The following is a 17,774-nucleotide window of genomic DNA, read 5'->3' on the forward strand; positions in this document are numbered from 1 at the left end:
GAATGATAGTGGTAATTATGAAGTTAATTACACTTATATGATTGATAAATAAGGTAATTTTAATCACGTTTATACAGTGAATAGCTGTATATTTACCCTGTAATTCAGTTTGTATTATGACTATACCTAGTTCTTAGGAGAATGAGTGTCTGTTATTCGACCGACGGTAAGACCCAAAAATACGATTTTATTTAAGTTTTCTTTTGGCATGAGTGTGCTGTTTTTAGTCATGATCACAGCAACGTATATGGTGGTTGATCTCGTTGCTAAAGAATATTTAATAAATAAAAATAAGGAGTTGATCTACGAGACTGGTTTGCATATCGTCGCCGATATATCACTGCGCATTAGTATTGCGGAAACTTTAGCTCGAAATTTGGCCGCCGTAGGGGAAACATTACCTAAAGATCCGCAACTATTCCGCCAAGTTATTCCTCAGATGCTTGATATGCCAGAGAACCAAGACTTTATTGTTGGTGGTGGCGTGTGGCCTGAACCTGAACAATTCACTCCTGGCGTAGTGCTACGTAGTTTTTTTTGGGGTCGAGATAGCTTGGGTAAGTTGCAATACTTCGACCAATATAATGATGTCGAGAGTACTGGTTACCACAATGAAGATTGGTATGTGCCAGGTCGTTATAGCAAACCAGGGGAGTGCCTTTGGTCCAAGTCTTATATGGATCCCTATACATTGGCGCCGATGGTAACCTGTACAGTGGCAATGTTCCAACAGCAAAAATTTGTCGGCAATGCCACGGTTGATGTCAGTCTACAACAACTCAAGAGTATATTACGCGAGGGTAGCGCTAAACTTGGCGGTTACGCATATGCCGTCGATCGTAATAATAAGTTTTTGTCTTTTCCTGATGAGCAGTTAACTAAAATAAGCAATCGAGATAATAATAATTTAACTCAAGAATATATAACAGTAAAGCAACTAGCAGAAAAGCTTGATTTATTTCAGCCTATTGCCGATATATTGACTGAGATAAATAAAACGTTTATTCAGTCTGTCGCAGACAATAATAGACTACTGGCTGAGGACATTGCCGAGCAAAGTAAGCAAATATCGCTCTTAGACGCGCAATTAATTGTCGCCAATATGTTGCTGCTACGAGAGCAGAAATATGACCGTAATGCTAAGACGATTTCGATGATCAGTAAGCAGGATTTTTTACTCGGTGAACCGGTGAACGTGTCGGTATTTATTATGCCAAAAACCCTGTGGAAGGTTATTGTGGTTACACCGCAACAGGTGGCGATAAACAGCGCGAGTAAGGTGGCAAACCTGATCTTAATATTACTGACCGCAATCATGATTATCGCGGCTTTTTTCGGCTTTATTTATTGCCGACGTAGTTTAATCGTGCCTATGTATAAAATGGTCAAGCAACTGCAGCAATCGGTGCCAGAAGGGGAGCATACTCACACAGCATTACTTGATGACCGCAGACAGGATGAATTTGGTTTACTGGCTTATCATTTTAACCAAGCAAAAATAGCGTTAGATAGGAACAACCGAGATCTTACACTACAGATAAATGAACGTAAGCAGGCAGAACAGCAATTAAAACATTTGGCACTGCATGACCCTCTAACGGGTTTGCCTAATCGGTTATTATTTCAAGATCGGTTGCAGCAAGCGATAGCGCTGGCTAAACGTCATGGGCATAAATTTGCCGTGTTCTTTATGGATCTAGACAACTTCAAGATCATTAATGACACCATGGGTCATGAAGCTGGCGATGAACTACTTAGACAAGTGGCGCTAAGGCTCTCAGAAACAGGGCGAGAGACGGATACGGTTGCGCGGTTAGGTGGAGATGAATTTGCTTTCATTATTAATAAGATTGATAGCATTGCAGACGCGGTGAACTTTGCTCTGCGACTCAATAAGTTATTGAAAACACCGATAGCAGTTAACGGCAACAATATTAATATCGGCAGTAGCATCGGGGTAACTATTTATCCTGACGATGCCGATAACTGTGACGAATTACTGCGCAATGCCGATATTGCCATGTATCAGGCGAAGGATGATGGTCGTAATACTACCCGTTTCTTTACTCGTGAAATGAAGGCTAAATTGCAACAAAACAAGGAGATTTTGACTGATCTAGCCGAGTCTTTGACTCAAGACCATTTTGAACTCTATTATCAACCGCTTTTTACTATCGACCATAAAACACTTGTTGGCGCAGAAGCGCTGATACGCTGGCACCACCCTGACAAAGGCATGATCCCTCCGGATAAATTTATTGCCGTTGCTGAGCAGAGTGGCTTGATCAATGAGTTGGGCGATTGGGTCCTGGCACAAGCCTGTCGTGACATAAAAAACTTTGTCAATGCGGGGATTTTAGATATTAAGGTAGCGATTAATATTTCACCGGTACAATTTAAGCGTAAAGATTTTTTACAACAAATGCTGCTGATCCTAGCACAGCATGATGTTAGTGCCAATTGTATCGAACTTGAAATCACCGAAGGCGCGGTGATGGATAATGTTGATCAAGCCATTGATATGATGCAAGCCTTGCACGATGCAGGCTTTCAGTTGGCAATGGATGATTTTGGTACCGGTTATTCTTCGCTGAGTTATTTGAAGCGTTTTCCGATTCAAAAGGTGAAAATAGATCGTAGTTTTATTTCTGATCTTGAAAATGATGATGATAATAAATCCATTACCACGGCAATTATTCAGATGAGCCACTCGTTAGGATTAGATGTACTTGCCGAAGGCGTAGAAACAAAGGCGCAACTGCAATATCTACAGGGCGAAAAGTGTGATTTTGTCCAGGGATATTATACCGGCAGACCTATGCCAGCTAGCCAATTTATCGAAACATTTAAGCGAGCCAAGGACACTAGCTTAGCGGAGCGAGCAGGGATGGTCTCCTCTATAACAACGTGAGCAAAGTAGCGCTATTCAGGGCTTTGTAGCGAAAAGTCATGTAACGGATAGTAGAGCCTTAATGTGTTGGAGTCGATATAGGCGCTATATCCATCCTTTGTTCGGCTAAAGCTCATAGCGACTAAAATTAGCAGTCGCTAACATAATGCCAGCGAGATAATATCGCCTTTTTAATAGCAAAACATTCATCATTAGACCCTAAAACTTCCCGAGTGCAGCCCTCAATTGCCATTTATTGAGCCAGGTGCAGCTTGTTTAAGTTTTTGTCAGCACTTGCACCGTAGCAGTGCTCAATAGTCATCACTCTAGTGCATCAACTAACAGATATAGAGATGTAAACTATCTAACCACTTGTTATATAACTATTAATTTAGTTGGCACTTAGCTTGCTCTACTTATACCATGTTGAATAGAACCTTGGTGGCAATTAAGCCTTTGCTAAAGCGTTTTATTCTATTCTCGCACTATGAGTAGGATTGTCCTTATGAATACAGATAAACAGCTGTTGAGCAAAGCTAAAATTGTTGTGGTTGGTAATGGCATGGTTGGCCATCACTTTGTCGAAGAAATGGCTAAAAATTCAGATTATCAAATAACAGTGCTCTCGGCAGAATCACGTTTAGCTTATGATAGAGTGCACTTATCCGAATACTTTGGTGGCAAAACTGCCGAAGACTTGGCGATGACCACGCCAGAACATTATGACGAACTTGGTGTTACTTTTAAAACCAATGCCAAAGTGACCAAGATTGATAAAGTCGCTAAATGTGTTACGACCGAAAGCGGTGCCACATATCACTACGACAAGTTGATTTTAGCGACCGGCTCTTATCCCTTTGTGCCTCCTATTCCCGGTAAAGATCAAGATCACTGCCTAGTTTATCGTACCATTGATGATTTAGAAGACATAGCAAATAGCGCTAAAGTGAGTAAAGTCGGTGTCGTTATTGGTGGTGGATTATTAGGTCTAGAAGCGGCAAATGCGATCAAACAATTAGGCCTACAAACACACGTTGTTGAATTTGCTCCGCAGTTAATGGGCGTGCAAATTGATGGCGGCGGTGGTCGTTTATTAAAAAGTAAAATTGAAGAGCTGGGTGTGCAAGTGCACACCTCCAAAGCCACTAACGTCATTGAAAAAGGTGATAAGTGTCGTTATAAACTTTGTTTTAACGATGGCAGTGAATTAGAAACCGATCTAATTTTATTCTCCGCCGGTATTCGTCCTTATGACAACCTTGCCCGCGAGTTCGATTTAGCTATTGGTGAGCGTGGCGGTATTGTGGTCAACAATCAATGTCAAACCTCAGACGTCGATATCTATGCTATTGGTGAGTGTGCCTTATGGAATAACTTTATTTTTGGTTTAGTTGCTCCGGGTTATGCCATGGCGAAAGTGGCGGCAAAACATATTGGCGGCGTAACGGGTACTAACGGAGAGTTGGCTGAATTTACTGGCGCTGATATGAGCACAAAATTAAAGCTAATGGGCGTAGAAGTTGGCTCTATTGGTGATGCTCACGGTAAAACAGAGGGTTCATTAACTTATACCTATGAAAACCAACCTGAAGGCGTTTATAAAAAAATAGTGGTATCGGCTGACAAAAAAACCTTACTGGGTGCTGTGCTTATTGGGGATACCAGTGACTACGATACCTTGTTGCAATATATGCTTAATGCCATTGAATTACCTGAAGCGCCAGAAGGTCTTATTCTACCAATGGCGGCAGATAAGCCAACCTTAGGTGTGGATGCCTTACCTGATACTGCCACCATTTGTTCGTGTCATAACGTTACTAAAGGCGACATCATTGCCGCGATTGATTGTGGCGCCGTTGATGTTGGTCAAGTGAAAAGCGGCACTAAAGCCGGATCAGGCTGTGGTGGTTGTGCTGCCTTAGTTAAAAGTGTTGCCGATAATGAGTTTGAAAAACGCGGTCTTGTTGTTAAAAAAGACATTTGTGAACATTTTGCTTATTCTCGCCGCGAATTATTTGACATTGTCAGTGTTGAAAAAATCAAAACGTTTGATGAACTACTTAGCTCACACGGTCGTGGTTTAGGTTGTGAAATTTGTAAACCGGTAGCGGCTTCGGTATTGGCGTCAGTGTGGAATGACTACATTCTTAAAAAACCACATTTATCATTACAAGACACCAATGATACTTACCTAGGCAATATGCAAAAAGATGGTACTTATTCAGTGGTACCACGTATTGCTGGTGGCGAAATCACCCCAGATAAACTTATCGTTTTAGGGCAAGTGGCTAAAAAATATAATCTCTATACCAAGATTACTGGTGGCGCACGGGTTGATTTATTCGGCGCCCGTGTTGAACAGCTACCCCCTATTTGGAAAGAGTTGATTGATGCTGGTTTTGAAACCGGCCACGCCTACGGTAAATCATTACGTACCGTTAAATCATGTGTTGGTTCTACTTGGTGTCGTTACGGCGTGCAAGATAGCATGAGCATGGCCATCGATTTAGAGCACAGATACAAAGGTTTACGTGCACCACATAAGATCAAATTTGGTGTTTCGGGTTGTACCCGCGAATGTGCTGAAGCACAAGGTAAAGACATAGGTATTATTGCCACCGAAAATGGTTGGAACCTTTTTGTCGGCGGTAACGGTGGTATGAAACCACGTCACGGTGATTTATTTGCCACCGATTTAGATGATGAAACCTTAGTGAAATATATTGATCGCATTTTAATGTTTTATGTACAAACGGGTGACAGGTTACAACGTACTTCAGTTTGGCTGGAAAACTTAGCAGGCGGTTTAGCTTACTTACAAGACGTTATCATGAAAGACAGTCTAGGTATTACTGATGCGCTAGAAGAGCAAATGGCGACAATTGTTGGTAGTTATCAATGTGAATGGAAAACGACCTTGGCAGATCCTGAAGCATTAAAACGTTTCCAACCTTTTGTTAACTCAGATAAAGGTGATAGCAATATCCAGTTTGTTACTGAACGAGAGCAAATTCGTCCAGCACGCGATGAAGAAAAAATTGCGGTAACCATCATTGATGCTACAGAAAAAGAAGCAGTAGCTGAAGACGCTTAAGAGGAGCACAAAAAAATGACTACAACTACCAATAAAACATGGCGCACAATTTGTGACTCAAGTGACTTAGTAAAAGATTCAGGTATTTGCGCGTTACTTGCTGATGAGGCCGGTAACGAAGAACAAATTGCCATTTTTCACCTACCTAACAGTGAAGAAAAAATATATGCCGTTGGCAACTACGACCCTATAGGTAAAGCCAACGTGCTTTATCGCGGTATTGTTGGCTGTATTGCCGATGAACCTGTGGTTGCTTCGCCCTTATATAAGCAACATTTTTCGTTAAAAACAGGGCGTTGTTTGCAGGAAGAGCAGAGTATTGCTGTGTACGAGATACGTATTGAAAACGAACAAGTGCAAGTTTTTTATTAACTTGTTCTTTCATATCGTTTTATTAATACCTTGTTTAGGAGCTCAGTATGAGTTTATTAATCGCTGATTCACCACATGTTTCACCAAGTAGTGAAAAAAAGATGCCATCACTTATTCAGAGTACCTGCGCCTATTGTGGTGTTGGTTGTGGTGTTGATATTGTGGTCGCCGATGGCAAAGCTACCTCCTTAACGGGCTCAGCTGATCATCCGGCAAACTATGGCAAGTTATGTGTTAAAGGCAGTAACTTACTCAATACCATAGATTTAACGAATCGCTTGTTGGCGCCTGAAATCGATGGTAAAAAAGTTAGCTGGCAACAAGCTACGAATTACGTAGCGGAAAAATTCAGCGATATTATTAAAGAGCACGGTAAAGATGCCGTTGCTTTTTATGTCTCCGGTCAACTCTTGACCGAAGACTATTATCTGGCCAACAAATTGATGAAGGGTTATATCGGCTCAGGCAATATCGATACTAATTCCAGATTGTGTATGTCGTCGGCAGTTTCTGCTTATAAGCGTGCCTTTGGTGAAGACGTTGTGCCTTGTACTTATCAAGATCTTGAGCAAACAGACTTGCTATTACTGATCGGCTCGAACGCCGCGTGGACACATCCGGTTTTATATCAACGTATTGAGCGTGCAAAAAAAATCAATCCCTTGATGAAAGTGGTAGTGCTTGATCCCAGAAAAACAGCTACTTGTGAACTAGCCGATAATTTTATTCAATTAAAACCAGGCAGTGATGGTGCATTTTTTAATGGCTTGTTGAACTATTTAAGTGAAAATGGCGGTTTAGACGCTGACTATATAGCGAAAAACACCGAAGGTTTTACTGAAACACTGGCACAAGCCACAACGTGGTCGGTGGCGAAAGTGGCTGAATATTGCCACGTTAGCGAGCAAGAATTAACCCTGGTTTATCAGTTGTTTTGCCAGAGTAAAAAGGCGATAACCTTCTATTCTATGGGTATTAATCAATCATCTTCTGGCGTCGATAAGTGTCAAAGTATTATTAACTGTCATTTAGCCAGCGGAAAAATGGCCAAAACCGGTTGTGGCCCTTTTTCAATTACCGGGCAACCTAATGCCATGGGCGGTAGGGAAGTCGGTGGCTTAGCTAATCAACTGGCTGCCCATATGGATATTGATAACCCCGCACATCAAGATAAAGTGCAGCGTTTTTGGCAATCACCGACCATAGCCACTAAGCAAGGCGCTAAAGCCATAGATATGTTTGATAAAATTGCTAGCGGTGAAATTAAAGCGGTGTGGATAATGGCCACCAATCCTATGGTGAGTTTGCCCGATCGCGACAAAATTGCCGCAGCGTTGAAAAAGTGTCAATTAGTGGTGGTATCTGATTGTGTTGACGAAAATGATACCTTGGCTTTTGCCGATGTTAAATTGCCAGCAACACCTTGGTTAGAAAAAAATGGCACAGTGACTAATTCTGAGCGACGTATTTCTCGTCAACGTAATGCGGTTTTACCCGCAGGACAAGCCAAGCATGATTGGCAAATTATCCGTGATGTTGCCCAAGCCATGGGTTTTTCTGGCTTTGATTTTGCAGACGTTAGCGATGTTTTTAAAGAACATGCACAATTAACTCACTTTGAAAATAATGGTGAGCGCTTGCTTGATTTAAGCGGCTTAAGCCAATTAACGGCGCAAGAATACCATGAGTTGACACCGATACAATGGCCGGTTAACGAGCAATACCCGCAAGGTTGTGATCGCGTTTATGCCGATGGACAATTCAATACCGCCTCCGGTAAAGCGCAATTTATCGCGGTGAGTCCTCAGCTGCCAAAACAAAGAACTTCCGAGCAGTTTCCTTTTGTGCTGAACAGTGGTCGTATTCGTGATCAATGGCATACCATGACTCGCACGGGCAAAACCAGTAAGCTGGTCGCGCATACCGACAAACCTTATCTTTACCTGCACCCCAGTGATGCGAAAACCTTAGCGGTCGTTGATGACGATATGCTTAACATTACCGCCAGTACGGGTCACGCGATTGCCCACGTCAAGTTAGATGATAAACAGCGCGCGGGTGAATGTTTTATGCCAATACATTGGAATAAAAGTTTTGCTTCCCATGCTAATGTCAGCGCTTTGTATCAAAGCATTGTTGACCCCATTTCAGGCCAAGCCGAGTGTAAACAAGGCGCGGTGGCGTTAACGAAAAAAAGTTATAGTCAATATTTAAGCTTGCACACAGTGAGTGATGTTGAACTTGAAGTCTCGGCAGATTTTTGGCTGAAAAACACCACGGCTTACGGTGATGCTTATCAAGCCGCGTTTGATGAACCTATTGTCGATGCCATGTTGTGGTGCCAACAAGCGACCGGTTTATCTGGAGAATGGTTGCAATTTAATCAAGACAGTCAATCCTATATCGTCTGCTTGCAAGCGGGAAAATTAGTCGCCTTAGCGTACTTCTCTCAGCAATGGCCAGTGTTAGATGTTAGCTGGCTTGAGCATGTTTTAAGTGAAGAAACATTGGAGTTTGCCACCATACAATCGCTATTGTTGGGCATTGCCAGTAATGAGTTTAATCAAGGTAAACAAGTGTGTAGTTGTTTCAATATTGGTGAAAAAACTATTGTTAATGCCATAGCGCAAGGTTGTACTAGTGTCGATAAATTGGGCGAACAGCTGCAATGTGGTACTAAGTGTGGATCATGTAAGCCGGAATTGGCCAGCATGATTAGTTTGCATAAAGCTTCAGAACCCTTGGCTGTAAATGAACTCGGTGCGGGTTGATGGCATGAAAGCGTGATGCTGCTAAACAAAACACAGTAAAGCGATCACCCTAAACAATCTCTAGCAAAGTAAGGGCTAACTTGGTTACAATACGCGCTCTTAAAAATGCTCAATGAATGGATTTATCATGTCACTTTCTGTTGTTATTCTTGCTGCGGGTAAAGGTACTCGCATGCGCTCTTCTTTACCAAAAGTACTCCATAATATTGCTGACAAACCTATGGTGGCTCATGTTATCGATAGTGCTCGTCAACTAGGCGCCAGTAATATCTACCTAGTGTACGGCTTTGGTGGTGAGGTGTTAAAAGCGACACTCACTAAAGACAATACCGGTGACGACCTAAGGTTTATTGAGCAAAAAGAACAACTAGGTACAGGACATGCGGTTGCTCAGGCTTCACCTTTTTTATCAGATGATGAAAACGTCTTAGTGCTTTACGGGGATGTACCTTTAACAAAAGTATCTACCTTGGCACGTTTGCTGGCGGCTAAACCAGAAAATGGCATGGCGCTGTTAACCGTACATTTAGCCAACCCTATGGGTTATGGCCGTATTGTCCGTGAAGAAATAGCCGGCCAACAGCAAGTGGTTGGTATTATTGAGCAAAAAGATGCCAGCGCCGAGCAGTTAAAAATTAATGAAGCCAATACCGGTATTTTACTTGCCAACGGTGCTGATTTAAAGCGTTGGTTAAGTAACTTATCCAGTGATAATGCCCAAGGCGAGTATTATTTAACGGATATCATTGCTGCTGCCCATGCTGAAGGTAAAACCATTGCCACCGCCCACCCTGATACTGAAATTGAAGTGGAAGGCGCGAATAACCGCGTACAATTAGCCACGTTAGAGCGCGCTTACCAAGCTCGTATAGCCGAAGAGTTGATGCTTGCTGGTGCGAGTTTACGCGACCCAGCTCGCATTGATGTTCGTGGCAAGTTAACCACAGGCATGGAAGTAACTATTGATATTAACTGTATCTTTGCCGGCGACGTCACTTTAGGTGATAACGTACTTATCGGCGCTAACTGTATTATCACCAACAGCACTATTGCCGATAATGTCGAAATTAAGCCCAACAGTATTATTGAAGACGCTGTTATTGAAGCAGACTGCTCTGTTGGTCCTTTTGCCCGTATTCGTCCGGGCTCAGTAATGAAACAAGATTCTCATATTGGCAACTTTGTTGAAATGAAGAAAACCACTTTAGGTGCTGGCAGTAAAGCCGGTCATTTAAGTTACCTGGGTAATGCCCAAATTGGTAGCAAGGTAAATATTGGTGCTGGTACTATTACCTGTAACTATGACGGCGTTAATAAGTCGATCACAGAAATTGGTGACAATGTTTTTATTGGTTCAAACAGCTCCTTGGTAGCACCAGTAACTATTGGCAAGTCAGCGACCATAGGTGCGGGTTCTGTGATCACTAAAAATGTAGCAGAAAATGACTTAGCCCTGGGTCGAGCTAAACAGCGCAATGTCACCGGCTGGCAACGACCGGTAAAAAATAGCCGTTAACTTGGACTAGCTTAATGTAAGTATACTTTACAAAAGCGCTATTTTTAGCGCTTTTTTTGTGACAAATTTTTAAGGTAAGTGATGGCAAGATCAAAGGAAAAAATTGCTTTATCTTTCGGTATGAAACATAATAACCGTTATAGCGAAACTAAGTTACGCACTTCGAAACTTTTCGAAACAAATTAATCATAGCAGTTAAACACAAAAATCCTATGTCTAAACGAAATACTCAACAACGTCGTCATAATATTATTGCCGACTTAAATGCTCAGGGTGAAGTGAGCGTAGACAGCTTAGCCAAGCAATTTGATACTTCAGAAGTAACCATCAGAAAAGATCTAGCCGCCCTTGAAACCAGTGGTTTGCTGTTAAGGCGTTACGGTGGTGCGGTGGCCTTGCCCAGTGAAATTACCGAAGTAAAGACCGAGCAACTGTCGCAACAAAAATTACTGATTGCCAAAACAGCAGCAACGCTTATTCGTGATCATAACCGCATTATTATTGATAGCGGCCAAACCACTTCGGCTTTAGTGAGTGAATTAGCCAATAAAAAAGGCTTAGTGGTGATGACCAATGCTCTTAGCATAGCTAACGAAATTCACGCATTAGAAAACGAACCGACATTATTGATGACCGGTGGTACTTGGGATGCCAATTCAGAGGCGTTTCAAGGGCAAGTTGCCGAGCAAGTATTACGCTCTTACGACTTTGACCAGTTATTTATTGGTGCCGATGGTATTGATATTAACCGTGGTACCACCACGTTTAATGAATTAATTGGCTTAAGCCGGGTTATGGCAGAAGTCTCCCGTGAAGTCATTGTCATGGTTGAGTCGGCCAAAATAAGTAAGAAAATCCCTAATTTAGAGCTAACTTGGCAACAAATTCATACCCTGATCACCGATGATGGTCTCTCAGATGAAATGCAAACCGCGCTAAGTGAACAAGGCGTAAAGCTAATTATCGCCAAAGCTTAACTGAGTTCAGAGAAGCTTTGTTAAGCCCAGATTAAAGCAATGATGTGTATAAATCATAAACAATAAATAACGTAAAAATAAAGGAATCAACATTATGTGTGGCATAGTCGGCGCAGTAGCCCAACGCGATGTAACAGATATTTTAGTAGAAGGTTTAAAGCGATTAGAATATCGCGGTTACGATTCTGCCGGTGTCGCAGTGATCAATAACAATAACGAACTATTTACCACAAAACGTTTAGGTAAAGTTCAAGAACTGGTGCAAGCGTTAGAGCAACAACCTTTATCTGGTGGCACTGGTATTGCTCATACACGCTGGGCTACTCATGGTGCACCAAGCGAAGTGAATGCTCACCCGCATATATCAAGTAATACTATTGCGGTAGTACATAATGGCATTATCGAAAACCACCAAGCCTTGCGTACACAACTACAAGGCTTGGGTTACGAATTCTTATCGCAAACCGATACCGAAGTGATTACCCATTTGGTTCATCATGAACTAAAAACCAGCGATAACTTACTTGCAGCCGTACAAAAAACCGTTAAGCAGCTTGAAGGTGCTTACGGTACTGTGGTGATGGATAGTCGCGATAAAGACAATCTTATTGTGGCGCGTTCTGGTAGCCCATTAGTGATAGGTTATGGTTTAGGTGAAAACTTTATTGCCTCAGATATCATGGCGTTACTGCCGGTAACCCGTAAATTCTCCTACCTTGAAGAAGGCGACGTGGCGCAAATTAGTCGTTTTGAGGTGAAAATTTTTGATATTGATGGCAAGCCAGTAGAGCGTGCCGCGAAAGAAGTTAACGTCTCACATGACAGTGGTGATAAAGGTGAATACCGTCATTTCATGTTAAAAGAAACTTTCGAGCAACCGACTGCTATTCGTAACACCTTAGAAGGTCGAATCGTTGCGGGTGCTTTGGATATCAATGCTTTTGGTGAAGGTGCTGACGAGATCTTTAAGCAAGTAAAACATATCCAAATTATTGCCTGTGGTACCAGTTATCACTCAGGTATGGTAGCAAGGTACTGGTTAGAAGAGCTGGCTGGTATTTCTTGTAATATTGAAATTGCCAGTGAGTTTAGATACCGAAAATCGTTTGTACCAAAAAATTCATTATTGGTCACTATTTCACAATCGGGTGAAACCGCAGATACTTTAGCCGCGTTGCGTTTAGCCAAAGAGATAGGCTACAAATCAAGTTTGGTTATTTGTAATGTGGCAGGTTCATCGTTAGTGCGTGAGTCTGATATAGCCTTTATGACTAAAGCGGGTGCTGAAATTGGCGTAGCGTCAACTAAAGCCTTTACTACGCAACTTGTTGGCTTATTAATGCTGACCGTAGCCATCGGCCAACATAATGGTATGAGCAAAGAAAAACAAGGCGAAATTTGCCAATCATTAATGTCATTACCGGCAAAACTTGATGAAGTATTAGCCCTTGCCTCTTCCATTGAAGAGCTAGCAGAAGACTTTGCTGATAAAAACCATGCACTATTTTTAGGTCGTGGTGACCAATATCCAATCGCAATGGAAGGCGCGCTGAAGCTGAAAGAAATTTCATATATTCATGCTGAAGCCTATGCCGCGGGTGAACTTAAACATGGTCCATTAGCACTTATTGATGCTGAAATGCCGGTAATTGTCGTAGCACCAAAAAATGATTTAATTGAAAAACTTAAATCAAACGTTGAAGAAGTACGTGCTCGAGGCGGATTAATGTATGTCTTTGCCGATAGCGATGCTAATTTCGCTAGTGACGACACCATGAAAGTGATTGATGTGCCTGTGTGTGATGACATTATCGCGCCCATAGTTTACACCTTACCGTTACAGTTACTTTCTTACTACGTTGCCATCATCAAAGGTACCGACGTTGACCAACCGCGTAACTTGGCAAAATCAGTTACTGTAGAATAATCCGGTTAAATGAAGTGACCGATTAGTTAATAGCTTGGTAGAGCTTAACTAGGCACTAATCTAAAACTCGGCTTACCTTCATAAACTAGCCGCTACCTGAAGATAGGTAGCGGCTATTTTTTTGCTTGAAAAAGGTTTACTTAGTGCGGTTATTGGCTATGCGCTTAATAAAAATGAGTAATTGAAGCAATACTAACCCAATAGCGAATGTTACCAAGCAGAGATACTTAATCTGATGTAAATGTTTTACAATCCTCAAAGATTACTCATATAGTTGCTAAGTTTGAGTAAGCGAAATTTTCTGAATTAGCAACTGCCTAGTTTTAGCGGGGCCGTTCATTCAACCATTTTTCCTTGGTGTAAAAACATAGGCAATAAAGAAATAACCATGCAAAAACATTTCATTACCCATATCCAGACGCATATATTCTCCAGATTTGTTCGGCTAACAAAATCACGATATTCGGCAATAAAATTGACCTGTTGCTGTTTGGTTTTTATTGGCGTTAATAGTATTGCCAATGCCAATGCCAATGTCGCCAGCCAGCAAGTTACAAAAATTAAGCCGCCGTATTTATCGCAATTAGTTGATTATTATGATGTAAACCATCCTGTTATTGGTAGAAAAGGCATGGTGGTTAGTCAAAAACGTATCGCCAGTGAAGTGGGTGCTGATATTCTCCGACAAGGCGGTAATGCCATTGATGCTGCGGTAGCCGTTGGTTTCGCCTTAGCCGTGGTTTTACCGCGAGCAGGTAATTTAGCCGGTGGTGGTTTTATGTTGGTTCATTTAGCCGAGCAAAATAAAACCATCGCCATTGATTATCGTGAAACTGCACCGGCTTTAGCCTATAAAGATCTTTTTCTTGATAAATATGGCACGCCGATAGTGAACAAATCACTGAAATCATTATCCGCTTCAGGCGTACCCGGTACAGTGGCTGGTTTACATTATGCCCTGGAAAATTATGGCTCAATGTCTTGGGCTGAGGTAATAAAACCGGCAGAAAAACTGGCTCGAAATGGTGTTGTTGTTGATGATGATATGGCGCGATTTTTTTACAAAGAGCAAATTTTTTTAGCGAATAGCGCAGAAACTTGTCGAGTCTATTTGAAAGCCAATTGTAAGCCTTACTTAGCCGGAGAGCTCTTTATCCAAGAAGATTTGGCTGATAGCTTAGTGTATTTACAAAAGCAGGGTAAAGCGGGCTTTTATCAAGGAGACATCGCTAAAAAAATTGTCGCGATAATGGCGCAAGGTGATGGTCTTATTACCGCAAAAGACTTAGCGGATTATACCGTGAAAGAAGTGGCGCCGATTCGTGGCACATTCCATGGCTATGAAATTTTAACCATGCCACCACCCAGCTCTGGTGGCGTGCATCTTATTCAAATGTTAAATATGTTTGAATCTCTAGACTTAGACGGTATTCAGCAAGGCTCTGCAGCCATGATACATCTGCAAACTGAAATCTTTAAGCGTGCTTTTGCCGACAGAAGTACCTTTTTAGGTGATCCAGATTTTGTGCAAGTGCCAAGTAAGGGCTTAACCAGTAAAAAATACGCGCAAGCGTTAAGTGAAAATATTAAGCGCAATAAAATTACCCCATCAAGCGATATCAAAGCAGGGCAGCCAAATAAATATGAAAGCCCTGATACCACGCATTTTTCTGTTATGGATGCTGCGGGTAATGTGGTCAGTAGTACTTATACCTTAAATCACAATTATGGCAGTGGCATTATTATTCCAGGCACAGGCATCTTACTCAATAACACCATGGATGATTTTTCGTTAAAACCGGGTAGACCCAATAGTTATGGTTTAATTGGCGGCACCGCTAATGCTATTGAAGCAAACAAACGGCCATTAAGTTCAATGACGCCAACAATAGTGCTAAAAGATGGTAAACCTTATATTGCCACAGGTACTCCTGGCGGCAGTAAAATTATTACGGCAGTATTTCAACAATTGGTGAATGTTTTGTATTTCGAAATGAATATTGCTGAGGCGACCAACGCACCAAGGGTTCATCATCAATGGCAACCCGATATTTTATATGTGGAAAGAAATATTCCTGCCGATACCGTCGATAACTTAAAAACTATGGGTTATACCGTAAAAGTCTCTAGTTCGCTGGGTAGTTTACAAACTATCATGAAACATAATGGCGTATTTTTAGGTGCAGCCGATCCACGCAGACCCGGTGCCGCAGCTATTGCCGTAGATATTATAGATTAGCAAGCTAGCAGTGACTTTCAATAAAGGACTTTTTACTCGACAATGAAAGGGGGCAAATTCTAGCGATATTATTTATTTTACCAATGAAATAAAGCTCAGTTAATCAGGTCTTATGAACAGTTAACATGTTAACCCGTTCAGGATCCCGATGAAACCACGACACATGACCCCCGCGTTACTCTTACTTGGCTTTTCCACCTTGCTATTGGGTTTAAGTATATTGCTCTTAGGTCCTCATAAACATATTGCCTTAACCACTAATTTTTATCTTATTAGTGATTTATTACCGGCTAAAGTCTTTAACCTATTAGCGGCACTGGCTTTTATTTTTAGTGCGATTTTGGCCTTTTTATCGATCAAGCAAAGTAACTTTCGGCCAATTTTAGCCTACGTTTTGATTGCTATAAGCTTAGTGCCTTTAGGTTCACTGCTGAGTGACACCATGTGGATAGCGTCTATGGGTGGCTTTCCCGTTATTGGCTCAGGCCAAGGTGTTATTAAGTATTTCGCCTTGTTATCGATAGGAATATTGTTAATCAAACGCACGCTTTCTCCCTTGCTCTCTGCTTGGATTAGTATTATTCCTGTGCTGTTAGTTTTATTGTGGATTGGTGGTATGAAGTTCACCTTGCTCGAAGCGCAAGGCATAGCAGCATTGGTTAAAAGTTCGCCTTTAATGAGTTGGTTGTATGATGTTTTCAGTATACAAACCACGTCAAATATCATTGGCGTGTATGACTTAATTGCCGTGTTATTATTAATTTTGGCGATGTATTATCCGAAACTTATTTATCCGGCGGTGTTAATGTCGGGCATGGTTTTTGTGGTAACTCAAAGCTTTTTGTTAAGTTTTTCTGCTGCCTTATCTAGTGAAACCTTACTGTCAACTACGGGGCATTTTCTGATTAAAGATTTATGGTTTTTGGTGTGTTTGTTTTTTTATTATGCAGCCTTAAAACCGCTAGCGCCAATAGCGACATTAGCCAAAGGAAGGACCAGTGACAAGTAAGCATTAGCCATCGGTATTATTCAACACGGAAAAGTTGTCTTTACTTCCGCGTATGGTGTAATCGATAGAATAAATAACCAAGCAATCAATTCAAAAACCCTGTTTCAAATTGGCTCACATTCAAAAGCAATAACCAGCATGATTGCTCTAGAGCTTTTTCATGGTGGAGATCTTGATGGCTTTGGTAGTGAGTATAGGTTTTCGCCAGAGCATGGTGTTGGTGTCGTCATGTTGACATCAAGTGGTGGCAAAAAGTTTATCAACTTCGCCATAGATACAATGGCCGAGTTATTGGCGGATGTAGTCGACAATGACAATAAGCCGAGCGCTAATACTGTAACTGACTAATTCAGCCAACAAAGGCTTGTCTCTTATGTGGTAATGGTTAAGTTACCTAGCAATAGGGCTTAAATTCCCTGACGAATGCGGACCAATGACATGAGTATATATTTGTGTGGCTCTGTTGTAGAACACTGTTGTCTATAATGTAACACACTGATTTAAAGGAAGATGTTGCTGATGTGATAAGAACGAGCATCACAAGCATGGATGCTTGTGTTGAGCCCTATGGAAGGGTTTATGCGTCTCGCTCGTTTACTCAACAACACCAAACTACAACAGAGCCATTTGATTGGGTATTTACGGGTTGACCCAGAATGCAAACTCGTTTTACCTTCTCCTTCCGCCAAGTCCTTACTATGGATATAAGTGAGGTAATTACTTACTTCTTGTTCCCCCATATCCTTAGGGTGCCGTTTGTGATTAAAAATAATAAAGCATTTTATCCAAAGTAAGTACGCTTTTTCTGTTTGAATACTGTAATGCTTTGTACGAAGGATGTGTCGGATACTCTCAAGAAAAGGTGAAGTAGACATAATAAAACCCTAAAGCTGTATTTATATAAGGGGTATCCCTTTAGCTCCACAAGACGTAAAGTGTTCTTATGGAGCCAATCAAAAAAATGCCTGTCGCTGGCAAA

General features: G+C 41.6%; 11 protein-coding genes. 10 read left to right on the forward strand and 1 reads right to left on the reverse strand.

Annotation, left to right across the window (positions count from 1 at the left end; translation table 11 throughout):
* Window positions 1-145: 145 nt before the first annotated feature.
* The 10 genes from MTCD1_RS05945 to MTCD1_RS22115 all read left to right on the forward strand — a co-directional run bounded on the left by MTCD1_RS05945 (window position 146) and on the right by MTCD1_RS22115 (window position 17,143).
* Complete coding sequence (locus MTCD1_RS05945; protein WP_057183350.1) at window positions 146-2,911, forward strand: EAL domain-containing protein; 2,766 nt, start codon at window positions 146-148, stop codon at window positions 2,909-2,911.
* 484 nt (window positions 2,912-3,395) lie between these two features.
* Window positions 3,396-5,984, forward strand: a complete 2,589-nt coding sequence (gene nirB / locus MTCD1_RS05950) for a nitrite reductase large subunit NirB (protein ID WP_269432638.1) — start codon at window positions 3,396-3,398, stop codon at window positions 5,982-5,984.
* A 15-nt stretch (window positions 5,985-5,999) separates the two neighbouring features.
* The gene (nirD, locus tag MTCD1_RS05955) at window positions 6,000-6,356 is read left to right on the forward strand and encodes a nitrite reductase small subunit NirD (RefSeq protein ID WP_057183345.1); all 357 of its coding nucleotides are present in this window, start codon (window positions 6,000-6,002) and stop codon (window positions 6,354-6,356) included.
* A gap of 47 nt (window positions 6,357-6,403) precedes the next feature.
* Window positions 6,404-9,127, forward strand: a complete 2,724-nt coding sequence (locus MTCD1_RS05960; RefSeq protein WP_057183343.1) for a nitrate reductase — start codon at window positions 6,404-6,406, stop codon at window positions 9,125-9,127.
* A 127-nt stretch (window positions 9,128-9,254) separates the two neighbouring features.
* The gene (gene glmU, locus MTCD1_RS05965; protein WP_057183341.1) at window positions 9,255-10,643 is read left to right on the forward strand and encodes a bifunctional UDP-N-acetylglucosamine diphosphorylase/glucosamine-1-phosphate N-acetyltransferase GlmU; all 1,389 of its coding nucleotides are present in this window, start codon (window positions 9,255-9,257) and stop codon (window positions 10,641-10,643) included.
* A 212-nt stretch (window positions 10,644-10,855) separates the two neighbouring features.
* The gene (locus MTCD1_RS05970; protein WP_057183339.1) at window positions 10,856-11,620 is read left to right on the forward strand and encodes a DeoR/GlpR family DNA-binding transcription regulator; all 765 of its coding nucleotides are present in this window, start codon (window positions 10,856-10,858) and stop codon (window positions 11,618-11,620) included.
* A 94-nt stretch (window positions 11,621-11,714) separates the two neighbouring features.
* Window positions 11,715-13,547 carry a glutamine--fructose-6-phosphate transaminase (isomerizing) gene (glmS, locus tag MTCD1_RS05975; RefSeq protein WP_057183337.1) on the forward strand — a complete coding sequence of 611 codons (1,833 nt, stop codon included), beginning with the start codon at window positions 11,715-11,717 and terminating at the stop codon, window positions 13,545-13,547.
* 388 nt (window positions 13,548-13,935) lie between these two features.
* Window positions 13,936-15,786, forward strand: a complete 1,851-nt coding sequence (ggt, locus tag MTCD1_RS05980; RefSeq protein WP_057183335.1) for a gamma-glutamyltransferase — start codon at window positions 13,936-13,938, stop codon at window positions 15,784-15,786.
* Between the two features lie 148 nt (window positions 15,787-15,934).
* A complete protein-coding gene (locus tag MTCD1_RS05985; protein WP_057183333.1) occupies window positions 15,935-16,795 on the forward strand; it encodes a DUF417 family protein in 861 nt (286 codons plus the stop codon).
* Window positions 16,796-16,810: 15 nt separating this feature from the next.
* Window positions 16,811-17,143, forward strand: coding sequence for a serine hydrolase (locus MTCD1_RS22115; protein WP_305764582.1), 333 nt, complete (start codon window positions 16,811-16,813; stop codon window positions 17,141-17,143).
* 152 nt (window positions 17,144-17,295) lie between these two features.
* On the opposite strand, the gene MTCD1_RS05995 is transcribed toward MTCD1_RS22115, so the two are convergent.
* Entirely contained in the window at window positions 17,296-17,670 is a 375-nt protein-coding gene (locus tag MTCD1_RS05995) for a phage integrase N-terminal SAM-like domain-containing protein (protein WP_082606610.1), read from the reverse strand.
* Window positions 17,671-17,774: the final 104 nt, after the last annotated feature.

Origin of the sequence: Colwellia marinimaniae (assembly GCF_002207865.1) — a bacterium.
Taxonomy (GTDB): Bacteria; Pseudomonadota; Gammaproteobacteria; order Enterobacterales; family Alteromonadaceae; genus Colwellia; species Colwellia marinimaniae.

Excerpts from the sequence above, each read along its gene's own strand:
- MTCD1_RS05995 (WP_082606610.1), bottom strand. The coding sequence starts at position 17,670 with ATGTCTACTTCACCTTTTCTTGAGAGTATCCGACACATCCTTCGTACA.
- glmS (WP_057183337.1), top strand. The coding sequence starts at position 11,715 with ATGTGTGGCATAGTCGGCGCAGTAGCCCAACGCGATGTAACAGATATT.
- nirD (WP_057183345.1), top strand. The coding sequence starts at position 6,000 with ATGACTACAACTACCAATAAAACATGGCGCACAATTTGTGACTCAAGT.
- MTCD1_RS05970 (WP_057183339.1), top strand. The coding sequence starts at position 10,856 with ATGTCTAAACGAAATACTCAACAACGTCGTCATAATATTATTGCCGAC.
- ggt (WP_057183335.1), top strand. The coding sequence starts at position 13,936 with ATGCAAAAACATTTCATTACCCATATCCAGACGCATATATTCTCCAGA.
- nirB (WP_269432638.1), top strand. The coding sequence starts at position 3,396 with ATGAATACAGATAAACAGCTGTTGAGCAAAGCTAAAATTGTTGTGGTT.
- MTCD1_RS05960 (WP_057183343.1), top strand. The coding sequence starts at position 6,404 with ATGAGTTTATTAATCGCTGATTCACCACATGTTTCACCAAGTAGTGAA.
- glmU (WP_057183341.1), top strand. The coding sequence starts at position 9,255 with ATGTCACTTTCTGTTGTTATTCTTGCTGCGGGTAAAGGTACTCGCATG.
- MTCD1_RS05985 (WP_057183333.1), top strand. The coding sequence starts at position 15,935 with ATGAAACCACGACACATGACCCCCGCGTTACTCTTACTTGGCTTTTCC.